14 protein-coding genes are annotated in these 16,541 nt (G+C 71.4%); 2 read left to right on the top strand and 12 right to left on the bottom strand.

Going from position 1 to position 16,541, the window contains the following annotated elements; genetic code table 11:
* Positions 1-100: 100 nt before the first annotated feature.
* The 10 genes from Q9R08_RS03610 to Q9R08_RS03565 form a co-directional block, all read right to left on the bottom strand.
* A complete protein-coding gene (locus Q9R08_RS03610) occupies positions 101-1,015 on the bottom strand; it encodes a sugar kinase (protein ID WP_308866453.1) in 915 nt (304 codons plus the stop codon).
* A gap of 30 nt (positions 1,016-1,045) precedes the next feature.
* Positions 1,046-1,894, bottom strand: a complete 849-nt coding sequence (gene kduI, locus Q9R08_RS03605; RefSeq protein ID WP_308866452.1) for a 5-dehydro-4-deoxy-D-glucuronate isomerase — start codon at positions 1,892-1,894, stop codon at positions 1,046-1,048.
* Between the two features lie 43 nt (positions 1,895-1,937).
* Entirely contained in the window at positions 1,938-2,702 is a 765-nt protein-coding gene (kduD, locus tag Q9R08_RS03600) for a 2-dehydro-3-deoxy-D-gluconate 5-dehydrogenase KduD (protein WP_308866450.1), read from the bottom strand.
* Positions 2,699-3,580: a fumarylacetoacetate hydrolase family protein gene (locus Q9R08_RS03595; protein ID WP_308866449.1), complete on the bottom strand. Its 882-nt coding sequence runs from the start codon at positions 3,578-3,580 to the stop codon at positions 2,699-2,701. Before Q9R08_RS03595 ends, kduD begins: the two co-directional genes overlap by 4 nt.
* Positions 3,577-4,779 (bottom strand): glycoside hydrolase family 88 protein, encoded by a 1,203-nt coding sequence (locus Q9R08_RS03590; RefSeq protein ID WP_308866448.1) that lies wholly within the window; start codon positions 4,777-4,779, stop codon positions 3,577-3,579. Before Q9R08_RS03590 ends, Q9R08_RS03595 begins: the two co-directional genes overlap by 4 nt.
* A gap of 49 nt (positions 4,780-4,828) precedes the next feature.
* Positions 4,829-5,551 (bottom strand): ferredoxin-NADPH reductase, encoded by a 723-nt coding sequence (locus tag Q9R08_RS03585; protein ID WP_308866447.1) that lies wholly within the window; start codon positions 5,549-5,551, stop codon positions 4,829-4,831.
* Positions 5,552-5,555: 4 nt separating this feature from the next.
* Positions 5,556-6,509 carry a carbohydrate ABC transporter permease gene (locus Q9R08_RS03580; protein WP_308866446.1) on the bottom strand — a complete coding sequence of 318 codons (954 nt, stop codon included), beginning with the start codon at positions 6,507-6,509 and terminating at the stop codon, positions 5,556-5,558.
* Positions 6,509-7,441 carry a carbohydrate ABC transporter permease gene (locus Q9R08_RS03575; protein WP_308866445.1) on the bottom strand — a complete coding sequence of 311 codons (933 nt, stop codon included), beginning with the start codon at positions 7,439-7,441 and terminating at the stop codon, positions 6,509-6,511. The genes Q9R08_RS03580 and Q9R08_RS03575 overlap by 1 nt, the downstream gene beginning before the upstream one ends.
* A 188-nt stretch (positions 7,442-7,629) precedes the next feature.
* Entirely contained in the window at positions 7,630-8,934 is a 1,305-nt protein-coding gene (locus Q9R08_RS03570; RefSeq protein WP_308866444.1) for an ABC transporter substrate-binding protein, read from the bottom strand.
* Positions 8,935-8,983: 49 nt separating this feature from the next.
* On the bottom strand, positions 8,984-11,083 hold the full coding sequence (locus tag Q9R08_RS03565) for a DUF2264 domain-containing protein (RefSeq protein WP_308866443.1): 2,100 nt from the start codon (positions 11,081-11,083) through the stop codon (positions 8,984-8,986).
* Positions 11,084-11,279: 196 nt separating this feature from the next.
* Here Q9R08_RS03565 and Q9R08_RS03560 point away from each other — a divergent pair, with 196 nt between their 5' ends.
* Together Q9R08_RS03560 and Q9R08_RS03555 are read left to right on the top strand one after the other, a co-directional pair.
* Positions 11,280-13,262, top strand: coding sequence for a heparinase II/III domain-containing protein (locus tag Q9R08_RS03560; RefSeq protein ID WP_308866442.1), 1,983 nt, complete (start codon positions 11,280-11,282; stop codon positions 13,260-13,262).
* Entirely contained in the window at positions 13,259-14,365 is a 1,107-nt protein-coding gene (locus Q9R08_RS03555) for a substrate-binding domain-containing protein (RefSeq protein ID WP_308866441.1), read from the top strand. Before Q9R08_RS03560 ends, Q9R08_RS03555 begins: the two co-directional genes overlap by 4 nt.
* 153 nt (positions 14,366-14,518) lie before the next feature.
* Here the strand turns inward: Q9R08_RS03555 and Q9R08_RS03550 are convergent, their stop codons facing one another.
* Both Q9R08_RS03550 and Q9R08_RS03545 read right to left on the bottom strand, forming a co-directional pair.
* Complete coding sequence (locus tag Q9R08_RS03550; RefSeq protein ID WP_308866440.1) at positions 14,519-15,520, bottom strand: Gfo/Idh/MocA family protein; 1,002 nt, start codon at positions 15,518-15,520, stop codon at positions 14,519-14,521.
* Positions 15,521-15,646: 126 nt separating this feature from the next.
* On the bottom strand, positions 15,647-16,507 hold the full coding sequence (locus tag Q9R08_RS03545) for an EamA family transporter (protein WP_308866439.1): 861 nt from the start codon (positions 16,505-16,507) through the stop codon (positions 15,647-15,649).
* Positions 16,508-16,541 lie beyond the last annotated feature (34 nt).

Below are 16,541 nucleotides of genomic sequence, written 5' to 3'. Positions count from 1 at the left end.
CGTCCGTCGGGTTCAGTCATCTTCGCGGGTTTGGGGTGCACCGCGCACGTCCGGGGCGTGCGACGCGCGCCCCGATCATTCGGGACGCGCCCCAGACCGGTCAGGTCGGCAGGTCTGCAACCGGCCCCGGAGCCGCGGGCTCGTCGATCGAGTCGGTGGTGGTCTGCAGGGTGCGCGCGGCCCGCTCGTGTCCCGCGCGCAGGCGGTCGGGGACGGGCGCGCCGGAGAGGCGTCCGGCGAGGTATCCGCCGGCGAAGGCGTCGCCGGCGCCGACCGGCTCGACGACCTCGACGACCAGGGCGGGTTCGAACACCTCGTCGGCGCCGACGTAGGCGGTCGCGCCGACGTCGCCGTCCTTGACGATGAGCTCGGCGACCTCCGGGAGGAGCACGCGCACGTCTGCAGCGGTGGCGGTCCCCCACAGGGTCTCCGCCTCGTCGCGGCCGACGAGCACGATGTCGGCGCCGCGGGCCAGCCCGAGCAGCACCGGGGCGGCAGTCTGGGCATGCCACAGCGGCGCACGGTGATTGACGTCGAACGACACCGGCACGCCGTGCTCCCGTGCGCGCGCCATGACGCGCGCGAGGAAGGACGAGGCGGATGCCGAGATGGCGGCCGTGATGCCCGACACGTGCAGCAGGTCGACGCCGTCGAACGCCACCGCATCGGCGTCGGCGTCGCTCAAATGGGCGGCGGCCGAGCCGCGGCGATAGTAGAGGACGCCGTTGCCGGGGTCCTTCACGTACAACCCGGTCGGGTGGGCGTCGTCGAACACGACCCGCGACACGTCGACACCGCGGGCGGTGAGCTGCCGCGCGATGCGGTGGCCGAGCGCGTCGTCGCCCAGGCGGCTGAACCAGATGGCGCGGTGGCCGAGCGCGGCCACGTGGGCGGCGACGTTGGACTCGGCGCCGCCCGCGTCGAGCAGGAACGCGTCGGCGTCCGTCACGGGCATCGCGACGACCGGCGTGACCATCGCCATCGTCTCGCCGATCGCGAGCAGGGTCATGGGCATCGCCCCAGCGTAGTCAGGCAGAGGCATCCGTCAGCGCAGGTCGGTGACGGGCGCGGCATCCATGTCGTCGAAGGCCTGGTTCTCGCCCGCCATCGCCCAGATGAACGTGTACGACGAGGTGCCGACGCCCGAGTGCAGCGACCACGACGGCGAGATGACGGCCTGACGGTCGGCAATCACGAGGTGACGCGTCTCTTCGCGCTCCCCCATGAGGTGGATGACGCGGGCGTCCTCGGGCAGGTCGAAGTACAGGTAGCACTCGGTGCGGCGGTCGTGGGTGTGCGCGGGCATGGTGTTCCACATGGAGCCCGGGTGCAGCTCGGTGACACCCATGACGATCTGGCAGCTCTTGACGCCGTTCTCGTGGATGTACTGGTTGAGCGTGCGGCGGTTCGAGGTGAGCTGGTCGCCGAGCTCGCGCACGGTGCCCTCGCCGGGCGAGACGAGCGCGGACGGGTAGGCGGTGTGCGCCGGTGCCGAGAACAGGTAGAACTGCGCGCCCGACTCCTCACCGCCGGCATCCGCGAACGACACGGAACGGATGCCGCGGCCGAGGTACAGGCAGGCGCCCTTGACGAGCGTGTAGACCTCGCCGTCGGCAGTGACCGTGCCGGTGCTGCCGACGTTGATGATGCCGACCTCGCGGTGCTCGAGGAAGTAGTCGCTGCGGATCTCGGGGTAGCCGCCGAGCTCGAGCACGCCGCCGGCCGGCACGGCACCGCCCAGCACGATGCGGTCGTGGTGCGTGTACGTCAGCCGGATCTCACCCGGCACGAAGACGTCGGGGATGAGGTACGTGTCGCGCAGGTCCTGCGTGGTCATGCCCGGGATCTGGGCGGGGTTGGTCGCGTAGCGCTGCGGGATGTGCGTCTGGGTCACGGTTCTCTCCTGGTGTGCGTGAAGTCGTGTTGCGGGGGAGTGGTCAGCGGACGAGCCAGCCGCCGTCGACGGGGATGACGGCGCCGGTCAGGTACGCCGCGGCGTCCGAGGCGAGGAACACGAACACGCCCTGCAGATCGGATGCCTCGCCCCAGCGTCCTGCGGGGATGCGCGAGAGGATCGATGCGGCGCGGTCCTCGTCGGCGCGCAGCGGCGCGGTGTTGTCGGTCGCCATGTAGCCGGGGGCCACGGCGTTGACCGTGACGCCGGCCGAGGCCCACTCGTTCGCGAGCGCCTTCGTGAGTCCGGCGACGGCGTGCTTGGACGCGGTGTATGCCGGAACCAGAATGCCGCCCTGGAACGACAGCATTGACGCGACGTTGATGATGCGACCGCTCCCCTGAGCGAGCATGTGGCGGCCCGCGGCCTGCGACAGGTGGAACACGGCGTCGAGGTTGACCGCGAGCACGTCGTCCCAGTCGCCGAGCGGGTACTCGGCGGCGGGCGCACGGCGGATGGTGCCGGCGTTGTTGACCAGGATGTCGAGCCCGCCCAGTTCGGCGATCACCTCGTCGACCGCCGAGGCGAGCTCGTCGGGGGCCGCCGAGACGAGGTCGCGCTGCACGCGGTGGACGCGGCGGCCGGTCGCGGCGATGAGGTCCGCGGTGGCCGACGCGTCGCCGCGGTCGAGCAGCGCGACGTCGGCGCCTGCTTCGGCCAGCGCGACCGCTGCGCCCTGACCCAGGCCGCGGCTCGAGCCGGTGACGAGTGCGACCTTGCCGTCGAGGCGGAACGAATCGAGGATCATGCGGCGGCCTCCTGAGCGGCGACGAAACGGGTGGTGAGCTCCCCGATGCCCGAGATGCGCACCGTCACCGCGTCGCCGTCGGCGAGCGGGCGGTGCGTCTCCTGGGCGGCGGGCAGCTTCTGCGGGGTTCCGGTCGAGACGATATCGCCCGGCTCGAGCGTCAGCACCTGGCTGAGGTGATGGATGACGTACGCCACGCTGAAGATCGTGGTCGACGTCGACTGCGACACCGTGACGACGCCGTCGCGCACGACCTCGACGAGGAGGTCCTGCGGGTCGGGCACCTCGTCGGGCGTCACGATCCACGGGCCGAGCGGTGCGAAGCCGTCCGAGCACTTGCCGAGCGCCCACTGGCTCTGCCGCCGCTGCCACGCGCGGTCCGACACGTCGTTGAGGATCGTGTACCCGCCGACGTGGTCCAGCGCGTCCTCCAGCGATACGCGCTGCGCGCGCCGGCCGATGACGACCGCCACCTCGCCCTCGTAATCGACGTCGATCGCCCCCGGCGGGATCACGACCGGCTCGTTCGGGCCCGCCAGCGTGTTCGGGGTCTTCACGAACACGTCGGGGTACTCGGGGTCGTTCGCGGTCGGATCGACACCGTCCGGCACGTGCCCGCGGTAGTTGTAGCCGAGGCACAGGATCTTTCCGGGCGTCACCGGGGCGGCCAGTGCCGCAGCATCGAACACCGGCAGGACCGACGGGTCGGCGGCCGCCACCCTCTCGCGCGCCGCCGCGAGGGCCGCGGCATCCGGCAGCAGGTCCTCGACCGAGCCGGCGAGATCGCCGAGGTCCAGCACCCGGTCACCCTCGGCGCCCGAGACCACGGCAGCGGGTCGCGCGCCGCCGTCGGAGCCGGCGTACGTGACGAGCCTCACCAGTACTTCCTCCACGTGGGGCGGGCCACGCGCATCAGCGCCTCGAGGTAGAAGTAGTCGCCCCAGAGCGTGCCCTCGTCGACGCCGTTGCCCTTGGGCAGGTCGTACACCGAATGCAGGATGAGCGCGTCCGAGTCCTCGGGGGTCGCGGGCGTGTAGTTCGCGATGAGCGACGCGAGCATCGCATGCGCCCGTGCCGTCCACTCGGCCGCGCGCGCGGCATCCGTCTCGACCTTGGCGAGCTCGAGCAGACCGCACACCGCGATCGCAGCGGCGGAGCTGTCGCGCGGCGCGTCGCTGCCGTCGGTGTAGACGAGGTCCCAGAAGGGCACCTCGTCGGCGGGGAGGTGGCGCAGGAAGTACTCGGTGCAGCGACGGGATGCGTCGAGCAGGCGCTCGTCGCCGGTCACCGCGTAGTTCATCGCGAAGCCGTAGATGCCCCACGCCTGCCCGCGGGCCCAGCACGATTCGTCGAACGCGCCCTGCTCGGTGGCACCGCGCAGCGGCTCGCCGGTCTCGGCATCCCAGTAGAACGTGTGGAACGTCGAGTCGTCCTCGCGCAGGATGTGCTCGCGCAGCTGCGCGGTGTGCCGCGCGACCGCGTCGGCGAACCGCCCCTCGCCGGTCTGCTCATGCGCCCATGTCAGCAGCGGCATATTCATGAGGCTGTCGATGATCGTGCGGCCGCGCTGCGCCGGGTCGGAGAGGTCGCCCCACGCCTGGATGATGCCCGCGGGCTCGAGGAAGCGGCGCATCAGGTGGTCGGCGGCGAGCAGCGACGCCTGCCGCGCGTCCTCGTCGTCGACCAGCCGCCAGGCGGCCACGGTCGACAGCGTGTAGAGGAAGCCGAGGTCGTGCGTGTCGAGGTCCTCCTCGGCGCGCACGCGCCGCTCGAAGTCGGCCGCGTCGACGAGTGCGGCGTCGCGGTACGCCGCGTCGCCGGTGAACTCCCACGCGAGCCACAGCATGCCGGTGCGGAAACTGGTGGTCCACCCGCGGTTGCCGCCGACCGGGATGCCGCCCTCGGCGGGGCGCACCTGGTAGCGGTCGTCCACCGTGGTGTCGTCGGGGTATGCGCCCCCGAAGGTCGCGATGTTGCGGCGGATCCTCGACAGCGCGGCGGTGATCGCGTCGTCGGCCGCGATGCGCTGATCGGCGGGCGTGGCTCTGGTGCCCGGAGCGGGCGAGGTGGACGTCATGCGGAGGGAATCCTTCTGAAGTGCGAGGGGAGGACGGATGCCGCGGGCCTCAGGCCTGCGCGGTCGCCTTCTCGTCGAGATCGAGTACGGGGCGGAGCGTGTAGCGCGAGTTGGTCCACGCGAAGAAGAGGGCCGCGGATGCCGTGAGCCCGAGTCCCAGCGCCGGCGCGGTGGCGAACACGGCGGCCTGCGCGGCCAGGGCGGCGAGCGAGACCGCGGTGAGGTACCAGCGGCGCAGGCTCAGGTACAGGCTCGCGCGCACCACGTCGCGCAGGCGCGCGGTCGGCACCTCGGCGATCGCGACGAGGGCCACGAGGCCCGCCGCGATCGCCACGAGCGCCAGCACGCCGAGGAGCGGCACGGTGATCACTGCGGCGGGCGTGCTCGACAGCATCCGCACATCCACGAGGAGCACCACGATGACCGCCGTGACGGCCGCACCGATCAGCAGCGCACGGCGCCACGTGTCGCGCAGGCCGGCGACGAACGCGCGGATGGGGCCGAGGCCCGCACCCGTCCGCGCTCCGTCGCCGTGCTCGCGGAACGCCCGGAACGCGGCGGCGATACCGGGCGCCGCGAGCGGCGCGGCCACGGCGAGCAGCGGCCACGAGTACGCCGGGTCGGTGGTGACGAGCAGTGCCACCACCGGCAGGCACGCGACGACCAGGAGGAGGTTCACAATCAGCGCGAGGTAGATCATCCCGATGAGGGACGCCCACGTCTCGTGCGAGACGAGGCCGTTGAGCCGGCTGAGGAGGCTGGGGTTGTTCACGGTGTCAGCCCTTCAGCCCGCTCGTCGCGATGCCCTCGACGAAGTACTTCTGGCCGAGCAGGAAGATGATCGCGATCGGGATGACAGAGATCGTGAGGCCCGCGAACAGCAGCGCGTAGTTCGTGTCGTACAGGTTCGAGACGAAGCCCTTGAGTCCCAGCTGGATCGTCCAGAGGTTCGGGTCGCGCAGATAGATGAGCGGTCCGAGGTAGTCGTTCCAGGTGTTGACGAATGTCAGCAGCGTCAGCGACGCCAGCGCGGGGATCGACAGCGGCAACATGATCTTGCGCCAGATCGCGTACTCGCTGAGGCCATCCAGTCGTGCCGCCTCGGAGAGCTCCTCGGGGATCGTCTCGTAGAACTGCTTCATCAAGAACACGCCGAACGCACCGAACGCCTGCAGCAGGATGATCGCCCAGAGGGTGTTCGACACCTTGAAGTTCGACAGCAGGATGAACTGCGGGATCATGTATGACTGCCACGGCACCGCGATGGTGCCGACGTACAGGAGGAACAGCACGTCGCGACCGCGGAAGCGCATGCGCGCGAAGCCGTAGGCCGCGAACGAGCCGGTGAGCACCTGCAGGAACGTCACCACGACGGCGAGGAACAGCGTGTTGCGGATCCAGACGAGCATGTTCGACTCGGACCAGATGTCGATGTAGTTCTGCCACACCCACGTCTCGGGGAGCCACTTCACCGGCACCGAGAACACCTCGTTGGACGACTTGAACGAGCTCAGCACCATCCACACGAACGGCGTCAGCAGCCCGATCGCGAAGATCACGAGACCGACGTACATCGCGATCCGCGCCACGCGGCGACCCGGGGTCAGCTTCTCGGTGGCCACGGGCGGCTCGGGTGTCTCTTCGGCGAGCTTGCGCAGGCCCCGACGCGCGCTGGAGGGCGCGGTGTAGTCGGCGACCAGGAGGTCGGCATCCTTGATCTGCTCGGCCATCAGCTGCTCCGCTTCTTGTTCCAGAGGAACTGCACGATCGTGACGATGATGCACATGAAGAACAGCGCCACCGAGGCGGCCGACGCGTAGCCGAACTGGCTCTCTTCGAAGCCCTTGCGGTAGATGAACTGCGACATCACGAGGGTGGACTGACCCGGTCCGCCGTCGGTCATGACGAGGATCAGGTCGAAGATCTTGAACGAGTTGATCGTCAGCATCACGGTGACGAAGAACATGGTGGGACGCAGGCAGGGGAGCGTCACGTTGACGAACCGCTGCCACACATTGGCGCCGTCGACGCGCGCCGCCTCGTGCAGCTCGCGCGGCACGGTCTGCAGGCCGGCGAGGAACAGGATCATGTAGTAGCCCATGTCGCGCCACGTGCCGACGATCACGACGGCGGGCATCGCCCACTCGGGGGAGGTGAGCCACCCGGGAGGGTTCTGGATGCCGATGAACCGGAGGAACTCGTTGATCGGGCCGTACTCGGGGCTGAAGAGCAGGTTCCAGACCACGGCGATCGCGACGATCGAGGTGATGTACGGGAAGAACGCGGCGGTGCGGAAGAACGCGACGCCGCGGAGCTTGTTGTTGAGCAGCAGCGCGAGACCCAGCGAGACGAGGATCGTCAGCGGGATATGCAGCACCGAGTAGTAGAGGGTGTTGACGACGGAGACGCGGAAGCTGCCGTCGCCGATGAGGCGCTGGTAGTTGGCGAAGCCGACCCAGTTCGCGGTGCCGAAGACGTTCCAGTTCGTGAACGACATGTAGAACAGCACGACGATGGGGACCAGCGTCAGCAGGCCGAAGCCGATGAAGTTGGGAAGGATGAAGCTCCACCCGATGAGGGTGTTGCGCAGCCGCAGCCTCGAGCGCCGGCGGCGCACGGGCGGCGGGGCGATGCCGGCCTCTGTGGCGGTGATGGTCGCCATGGCGGACCTCCAGGTGCGATGAGAAGAGCGGGTGCGGTGACCGGCCCGCCCGCTGGGGGGCGGGGCGGTCAGCGGTGATCCGGTGTCGGCGCCTCGGGCGCCGCGGGATCGGGTGCCTTCCGGCAGGCTCGGGGAAGAGTCCGCGAGCCTGCCGGAGGCGTGCTGGAACGGGTGGGACGAGCCGCGGCTCAGTCGGTGCCGACCTCGTTGGCGACGCGGTCCTGCGCCTCCTTGATCGCGTCCGACACGGAGGTCGAACCCGACATGATGGCCGTGTGCATGTCGCCGAGGATGCCCTGGATCGCGGCGGCCTTGTTCGACGTCGGGTTCTCGGGGTGCACCTCGTGCGTCGAGTACGCGAACTTCGACAGGTCGTCGGTGGGGGCGCCGTCGACCGAGAAGTAGGTGTCGACGACCGCGTCGGTCAGCAGAGCCGGCGTGATGCCGATCTGCGCGAGGACCTCGGCGCCCTCTTCACCTGCGGCGAACGCGAGGAACTTCTTCGCGGCCGCGACCTTGGACTCGTCGATGCCGGCGTTGATGCCGAAGCCGGTCGGGTCGCCGAAGGTCACCGGGGTGTTGTCGAGACCCGCGGTCTTCGAGTCGACCTGCGGGATGGGCGCGATGCCCCACTCGAAGTCGTCGGCGTCGCCCGAGGCCTGCTGGGCGATGAGGGTCGCGACGAACCACGTGCCCATGGGCATCATGGCCGCGTTCTGCTTGCCGAACTCACCCTGGTAGGTGAGCTGGTTCGCCTTCGCGGTGTTGTAGTCGACCTGGTCGCCACCGTCCTGGAGCGCGAGCACGTTGTCGTAGAAGGGCTCCATGTACTCGTACTCGCCCTTGAGGATGTCGCCGTCGGACTGCGCGTTGGCGAAGCCCTGCACGGTCGACTGCCAGTTGTGGAGGTACGTGCCCTTGGCGGTGCTGCCGGCAGCTGCGAGGCCCTCGGTCAGCGCGGCGGCGGCGTCGCTGTAGTCGTCCCACGTCCACGAGCCGTCGGGGTACTCGACGCCGGCCTGGTCGAACAGCGCCTTGTTGTAGTACAGGACCCACGAGTCGTTGCGGTAGGGCACCGCGTAGGCCGTGCCGTCGACCTCGTACGACTTGGCGCCGCTGATGTCGTCGGGCAGCTCGACGTCCGACACGTCGAGGAGCTGGCCGCCCTCGACGAACGTCGGGACGAACTTGACCTCCTTCTGCGTGATGATGTCGGGGCCGGAGCCGGCAGCGAGGTCGGCGGTCAGGAGGGTGTTGTACTCGGCCGCGTCGTAGCCCTTGAGCTCGATCGTGACGTCGGGGTTCTCCTCGTGGAACGCGTCGGCGAGCGCCTGGAACTCCGGCGTCGTGTCGAGGCTCCAGCCCGAGAGCGAGAGCGTGACCGGACCCGACGACTCCTCGGGCGCGGCTTCCTCGCCACCGCCGCTGCATCCGGCGAGAGCGAGCGTGGCGACCACGGCGATGCCGGCCGCGGCAGCGTATGAGCGCTTCATACTGGGGGTACTCCTTTGTGATTGCGGACCCGTCCTCGGGCCCATCGGGTTACCGGTTCGCGACGGACGCTGTTCCGGGGTGTGCGAGGCGACTCGTGGTCGCCGTCCCGTCCGGCCAGGTGACCGTGACGGTGGTCTGAGCGCCGTCGGCCGCGAGGGCGACGGCCGCCGTTGCATCGGCGGGCGATGCGAGGTCTTCGGTGGTGAGCTCGACGAGCGTGGCGATCCACGCGCCGACCTGCACCGGGTAGGTCGCGACCGGCACGGCGGCGACGGGTCCCAGGGGGCTGGCGTCCTCGCGCGTCTCGATGCTGGTCGCACCATGGCCGAGAAGGGGACGGATGCCGGAGCTCAGGCCGTTCGCAATGATCGAGGCCGACTGCCCGGCTTCGTCATCCTCAGTCGAGGACGAGGGTCGAGGTGAGGAGACCGGCGCGGCGTTTCGGTCCTCATCCTGGCGCCGCTCCTCAAACGAGGACCGGGGCGCTTCGTGGGCGGCCAGCGCCCACCCGCCGACCCGGAGGCGGAGGGACGCGGCGTCGATGCCGGGCTCGAGGGAGTCGACGCGCGCGAGGCGCACTTCCCACGGTCCGCGCACGAGCGAGTGCACCTCGACCACGCCCGCGACCTCGATGTCGCCGTCGATGCCCGAGCCGTGGCGCTGGGCCGAAGGGCGCAGGGTGATCCAGTGCGCGCGCGAGACCGAGGCGGCGATGCCGAGCCGGCCGCCCTCGTCGTCCTGCACACGCACGTCGATCAGGTCCATCGCGGCGCGGTGCGTGGCGCGACCAGCCGCGTCGAGAAGGGCGACCGACTGCTCGAGCGGCTCCTCCCACGCGAGCTGATTCGCCAGGGGACCGGCGGCGGTCGAGTAGCCGATGCGGGCGTACAGCGGCGAGTCGCCGACGAGGCTGCCCGCGGCCGCGTGGTCGGTGCCATGGTTCGCGATGCGGACGATGCCGTCGGCGCGGGTACCCGAGATCACCCAGCCGGCCGGGCGCACGACGCGCAGGTCATCGCCGGCCTCGATCGGCAGCGGCTCGCTCTCGGCCGCCCAGACCGGGTGGTCGGCCGGAAGCGAGATGCCGAGCAGGCCCTTGACCGCCCAGTAGGGCGAGCCCGGGCCCGAGTACGACTGCGCGAGCTCGCGCCACTCGTGATGCCAGCCCATGGTGAGGACGCCGTCCGCGGCGGGCACCGTGCGCTCGGCGAAGTGCGCGACGACGGCGTTGGCGGCACGGCGCAGCTGCCCGAGCGGGACCGACGGCACCTCCGCGATCGCCCCGACCCAGAACGGCGCGGCGGCCGCGAAGCGGTAGATGAGGCTGCGGCCCTGCACGAGGGGCGAGCCGTCGGCGCCGACCAGGGTCACGGCATCCTGCAGGAAGCGGTCGAGCCGCACGAGGTCGTCCGCGGTGCGTCCGCCGGCGAGTTCGCCGGCGCCCTGCATCCGCGACCACAGCACGGGGTAGGTGTGCAGCGCCCAGCCGACGTAGTGGTCGTACGAGCGCTCGAAGCCGTCCGAGATCCAGCCGTCCTCGCGCACCAGCACGTCGTGCAGCGCCAGGTCGTCGGCGATGTCCTCGGCCGACCAGGGCCCGCCGACCGAGCGCAGGAACGTCTGCACGACGACGCGGAACCACAGCCAGTTGGTCTTCGGGTAGGTGGCGTCGCCCACGACGGGCGCGAGGTAGGCGATGACACGCTCCTGCGTGAGGGCGTCGAGGCGGTCCCAGATCCACGGACGAGTCATGTCGAGCACGAGTGCCAGCGACGCCGCCTCGACCTTCGCCTGTGCGTGCTCGTCGAGACGCACCCACCGGTCCTCGGCATCCGGGTCGACGCCCGTGACGATGCCGCGGCGGTAGAAGTCCGCGAGCTCCTCCGTGCCCTCGCCGCGCGCACCGGCGATGCGGAACCCGGCCAGGAGGAAGGTACGGGCGAAGCCTTCGAGACCGTCGACCGCGTGGCCGTAGCCGCCTTCGGCACCGGGGAAGTGGATGCGACCGGCGCCGGGCGACGCGTGCGTGCGGGCGGTGTCGAGGAGGCGGTCCGCGTAGGCGAGCCACTCGTCCCGCGTCCACTCACGAGCAGCCCAGGCGGAACCCGTCGCGTTGCGCGCCGACCTGGTGGGCTGCTGGACCGTCACTGGGATCTCCCTCGATGCCTTCTTCTCGCCGCTGTGGGGTCAGCGGAAAGCGAACGTTTGGGACTGTATCAACCCGATTCGTTCATTGCAAGACTGTTTGAGATTTGTTATGATCGTTTGTGATCGGTTTAGCAGAACGCACCGATCGGACGGGACAGTGCACCCCCACCATGGTGAATCAACGAGGAGGACCCAGATGAGCGCGAGATTCCGGGGCGCGCTGGCCGCGGTCTACGAACGGCAGGCAGGCGTCGACGCCGCCGGCTTCCCGGCCGCACTCGCCAGGCTGCTCGCGTCTCCCGATCGCGCCCTTCCCGTTGCCACCTCGGACGACCGGGGCGTCTGGGGCCCGCAGGGCATCGCCGACCCGATCGCCGTCCGCGACGTGCTCGCACGGGCCGCCGCCGACCGCTCCACCGCCTGGCCCGTGCCGCTGGCGACGGCCGCCGCGCGACTGCACGACGACGGCGACCGCGAGGGCTGGGAGAGCATCGTCTTCGAGCGGCAGCGCCGCCTCGCCCGCGCCGCGGTCGCCGCCGCCCATCACGCCGACGACGGCGAGATCGGGAGTGCGTGGCTCGCCGACGTCCTCGACGGCGTGTGGCTCATCTGCGAGCAGAGCTCATGGTGCTGGCCCGCCCACGACGACGCCTTCCGCGAACGGGGCTCGGTGCTCCCGACGGTGACCGAGCCGTACCTCGACCTCGGCGCGGGCGAGGCGGTCGCACTGCTCACCTGGGTGGACCAGCTCCTCGGCGAGCGCCTCGAAGCCCGGTACCCCGGCATCCGCTCCCGCATCCGGCACGAGGCGCGCGTGCGCGTATTCGAGCCGTTCACCCGGCGTCGGGACTGGCACTGGCTCGGGCTCGACGGCGACGTCCACAACTGGAACCCGTGGATCCACGGCAACGTGCTGCTCGCCGCGCTGCGCCTGCTCGACGGCCCCTCCGAGGTCGCCGAACGCGCGGCCGTCGTGGCGCTCGCGATCGAGGGCGTCGACCGGTACGTCTCGGTGCTCCCGGCCGACGGCGCCATCGACGAGGGGTACGCGTACTGGTGGAACGGCGCATGCCGCGCGCTCGAGGGGCTCGACCTCGTGCGCCATGCGACCGGGGGAGTGCTCGACGCCTCGGGCATCCCCGCGCTGCGCGAGACTGTCGCGTTCCCCCACCGCATGCACCTCGGCGACGACTGGTACCTCAACCTCGCCGACGGACAGGCGCGCGTCTCGGCGGCGCAGCCGTGGCACGCCCTGCATCGCGCCGCGCGGAGTGCGCAGGACACGGATGCCGTCGCCCACGCCGCATCGCACCGCATCGCCGGCACCCCGGCGGCCACCGAGCACGAGGGCTTCGGCCGACTGCTGCGCGGCATCACCGATCCGGCGTGGGTCGACGCGACCGAGGCGACGTCGCCGTTCCCGCGCGAGGTATGGCTGCCCTCGACGGAGGTGCTGCTCGCCCGCGAGCGGGGCGGCACGAGCCGCGGGCTCACCGTCGCCGTCAAGGGCGGACACAACGGCGAGCACCACAACCACAACGACGTCGGCTCGTTCGTCGTAGCGTCCGACGGCGTGCCCGTGATCGTCGACGCCGGTCGCCCGACGTACACGCTGCAGACGTTCGGCCCCGACCGCTACGACATCTGGACGATGCAGAGCGGGTGGCACAACGTGCCGGTCATCGGCGGCCTCGAGCAGAGTCCGGGCGCGGGGTTCGCGGCATCCGATGTGGAGATCTCACTCGCCGACGACACGGCGGCGTTCGCGCTCGACCTCTCCGGCGCATACCCCGGCGCGGCGCCGTGGCGGCGTTCGGTGCGCCTCGAACGGGCGGTGCGGCGCGTGGTGGTCGAGGACTCCTGGACCGCCGCCCCGGTGGCCGAGACGCCGACGGTCGACGGGAACGAGGCGTTCACGCAGGTGCGGATGTTGCTGGCCGGCGACGTGCGCCAGGATGCGTCCAGCGTGGTGGTCACCCCGCTCGACGGCGCCGCGCCGGTGCGCATCTCGTGGCCCGAGGGCATCGCGGCGTCGCTCGTCGTGCGCGAGCTCGACGACCCCGTGCTCTCGAGCGTGTGGGGCGCGCGACTCACCCGGCTGGATCTGGACGTGACGTCACGCGACAGCGTCGCCGTCACGGTAGAACTGGACCTGACGAACGCGGAGGACGCCCGATGACCGACCAGACACCGGCACTGCTGGCCGCCGAGCGGCGCGCGCACGTGCTGGCGACGCTCGAGCGCGACGGCGCCGTGCGGGTCGCGCAGCTGATGGACGAACTGGGCGTCGCCCCCGTCACCCTGCGCCGGGATCTCGCGCAGATGGAGCGCGAAGGGCTGCTCGTGCGCGTGCACGGCGGCGCCGTTCCCGCGGCCGGCGCGTTCGACGACGTCGAGCCAGGGCATCCGGCCTCCGCCGCGCGCACGGGCTCGATCGCGATGCTGGTGCCGTCGCTGAGCTTCTACTGGCCGAGCGTCGTGCGCGGCGCCGAGACCGAGGCCACCCGTCACGGGCTGCGGGTCGTGCTGCGGGGCGCCTCGTACGAGCTGCAGGACGAGCGCCCGGTGCTCGAGCGGCTCGTGCACGCCGACGGCGTGCGCGGGCTCGTGGTCGCGCCGAACACCGACACCCCGCATGCCCAGGACGTCGTGCAGTGGCTCGCCGAGTGCGGCGTGCCCAACGTGCTCGTCGAGCGCGATGCCGTCGTGCTGCCCGAGGGCAGCCCCGTCGAGAACGTGACCACCGACCACGCACTCGGCGCGGTGCTCGCCGCCCGCCACCTCGCGGCGCTGGGCCACCGTCGCGTCGGGCTCATCATCGCCCGCGACTCCCCGACGTCGCGCAAGATCACCGCCGGATGGCAGGCCGCGTGTCTGGAGCTGGGCCTCACGCCCTCGGATCACTTCGAGACGAGCCTGCCGCCGCGCACCAGCCCCGACTTCTCGGCGGTCGTCGACGCGACGCTCGATGCAGCGCTGGCGAACTCGGTGACCGCGATCCTGGTGCACTCCGACCCTGAGGCGATGGCGTTCGTCGACCTCGCCCTCAACCGCGGCATCTCGGTGCCCGGCGACCTGTCGGTGGTCGCCTACGACGACGAGGTCGCCGAGCTGTTCACGCCGGCGCTCACCGCCGTGAGCCCACCGCGCAACTCGGTCGGCCGCGCCGCCGTCGACCTGCTGGCACGGCGCATCGAGGATCCGACGCGCCCGGTGCACCGCGTCGTGCTGAACCCGACCCTGAACGTCCGCGGCTCGACCGCCCCGCCCCGCGGCGCCTGACCCTCAGAACCGCCGCTCCGGGCCCGCGGTGGGTCCGTCCGCAGGCCCACGAGCCGGTCGGTGGCGGCCCCGGCCCGCGAGCTGCCGTCGAGGTCTCCACGGCAGCGAGCCGGCGCTCCACCGTTGCAGTCGCGGGGCGGCGAGTCAGCGCCGTCAGCCGGCGAGAGCGGCTGCGCGCCAGTCCGTCAGCACGCGTGCGGCGGCACGCGTGTGCGACCAGGGCATCTGGGGCACTTCGAGCCTGCCCTCGGCGATGGCGAGCGAGAGCGCATCGGCTTCGGCGGCCATCGGCTGCACGACCGGCACCTCGATCACCCGCTCGTCGTCGCCGCGGCGAACGATGAGCGTCGACGGGCTCTCGGTGCGGCTGCCCCACACGTTGGGGAGCACGACCTCGGCATCGGCGAACCGCAGGACGCCGGTGTCGGGCAGGTCCTCGATCACGGAGGTGGCGATCGCAGCGGTGACACCGCCGAACGCGATCACCGCGGATGCCGTGCCGTCGACGCCCGACACCACCTCGGCCTCGAACGCGCGGTAGTCCGGTGCATCGATCGGCTCGCCGGCGGCGGCGGCGAGGTCGATGGCGAGAGCGAGCGGATAGCAGCCCACATCGAGGATCGCGCCGCCGGCGAGCGCGGGGTCGAACAGGCGGCCTTCGTGCACGCCCGCCGCGAAGCCGAACGCGCCCTCGACGCGCTGCAGCGCGCCGAGCTCACCGCGGGTCACGAGGTCGCGCAGCGCGTCGGCGAACGGCCCGAACCGGGTCTTGAAGGCCTCGAGGAACGGCCGCTGCGCCCGCCGGGCCGTGGCGAGGATGCGCTCGACCTCCTCGAGGGTCGGGCTCGCGGGCTTCTCGCACAGCACGGCCTTGCCCGCGTCGAGCGCGCGGATCGCGAGGTCGGCGTGCGTCGTGTGGACGGTTCCGACGTAGACCGCGTCGACATCGTCGCGGGCCAGGATCTCGTCGTACGTTCCGGATGCCGCGGCGCCGTGCTCCGCCGCGAAGGTCGCCGCCCGCTCCGCCGACGAACTGCCCACCGCGTGCAGCACGCCGTGCTGCGAGGCACGCAGCCCCACCACGAAGTCCCGGCTGATCGCCCCGGGGCCGAGCACGGCCCATCTCGTCTGCACCGTGTCGTCCGCATGAGTCATGGCCCCGATCGTATCGAGCCCGCCGATCGCATCGTCGCACGGCGGCCGCGGCATCCGTCCTGCCACCGCACCGCGGAGGACGGGATGCCGCGACATCGCCTGCGCCGGATCCGGAACGGCGCCGCGTCAGGCGAGCGGCTCGGCCGCTTCGCCGGCCGCGCGGGACGAGGAGCGCACCGCGCCGATGCTGGCGGCGATGACGAGGCCGATGCCCGCGATCTCGAGCCAGGTCATATGTTGGCCGAGGAATATGAAGCCCGCGAGCGCGGCTGTCGCCGGCGCGAGGCTCATCAGGATCGCGAACACCGCGGCCGGCAGGCGCCGGAGGGCGATGAGCTCGAACGCGTAGGGGATCGTCGACGAGAGGATGGCGACCGCGGCGCCGAGCGCGATGATCTCGGGGTGCAGCAGTGCGGCTCCGGCATCCGCGATCCCGAACGGGAGGGCGATGACCGCTCCGACCGTCATCGCCAGCGCCAGCCCGTCGAGCTTGGGGAACGCCCTGCCCACCCGCGCCGACGCCAGGATGTAGAACGCCCAGCTGGCCGCGGCGCCGAGTGCGAACAGCACGCCGAGCGGGTCGAGGCGGTCCCACCCGCCACCGCCCAGCGCCACGACGCCGGCGAGCGCGAGCACCGCCCACAGCCAGGCCGAGGCGCGGCGGGCAGCCACGATCGACAGCACCAGGGGACCGAGCACCTCGATGGTCACGGTGACCCCGAGGGGCAGACGCTCGAGGGCGAGGTAGAACAGGCCGTTCATCACTGCGAGGACGAGCCCGAAGAGCGTGACACCGGTCCAGTCGGCGCGGGAGTGCCCGCGCACGCGGGGACGCGCGATGAGGAGCAGGACGATCGCCGAGAAGACCAGCCGCAGCATCACCATGCCGAGAGGGCCCACCTGCGGGAACAGCAGGACCGCGATCGACGCGCCGACCTCCTGGCACGCCAGACCAGCGACCACCAACAGGATGGCCGGCGTCGTCACCGATCGGCCCGGCCCGCTCGCGCCGGCGGCGCCC

Origin of the sequence: Microbacterium psychrotolerans, assembly GCF_031085295.1 — a bacterium.
GTDB lineage: Bacteria > Actinomycetota > Actinomycetes > Actinomycetales > Microbacteriaceae > Microbacterium > Microbacterium psychrotolerans.
Note: the sequence above shows the minus strand (reverse complement) of the source record. Positions and strands in the feature narration are given on the sequence as shown.

What these genes read in the sequence shown, in the direction of transcription:
- Q9R08_RS03555 (WP_308866441.1), top strand. Translation starts at nt 13,259, where the DNA reads ATGACCGACCAGACACCGGCACTGCTGGCCGCCGAGCGGCGCGCGCAC.
- Q9R08_RS03580 (WP_308866446.1), bottom strand. Translation starts at nt 6,509, where the DNA reads ATGGCCGAGCAGATCAAGGATGCCGACCTCCTGGTCGCCGACTACACC.
- Q9R08_RS03560 (WP_308866442.1), top strand. Translation starts at nt 11,280, where the DNA reads ATGAGCGCGAGATTCCGGGGCGCGCTGGCCGCGGTCTACGAACGGCAG.
- Q9R08_RS03570 (WP_308866444.1), bottom strand. Translation starts at nt 8,934, where the DNA reads ATGAAGCGCTCATACGCTGCCGCGGCCGGCATCGCCGTGGTCGCCACG.
- Q9R08_RS03590 (WP_308866448.1), bottom strand. Translation starts at nt 4,779, where the DNA reads ATGACGTCCACCTCGCCCGCTCCGGGCACCAGAGCCACGCCCGCCGAT.
- Q9R08_RS03610 (WP_308866453.1), bottom strand. Translation starts at nt 1,015, where the DNA reads ATGCCCATGACCCTGCTCGCGATCGGCGAGACGATGGCGATGGTCACG.
- kduD (WP_308866450.1), bottom strand. Translation starts at nt 2,702, where the DNA reads ATGATCCTCGATTCGTTCCGCCTCGACGGCAAGGTCGCACTCGTCACC.
- Q9R08_RS03575 (WP_308866445.1), bottom strand. Translation starts at nt 7,441, where the DNA reads ATGGCGACCATCACCGCCACAGAGGCCGGCATCGCCCCGCCGCCCGTG.
- Q9R08_RS03550 (WP_308866440.1), bottom strand. Translation starts at nt 15,520, where the DNA reads ATGACTCATGCGGACGACACGGTGCAGACGAGATGGGCCGTGCTCGGC.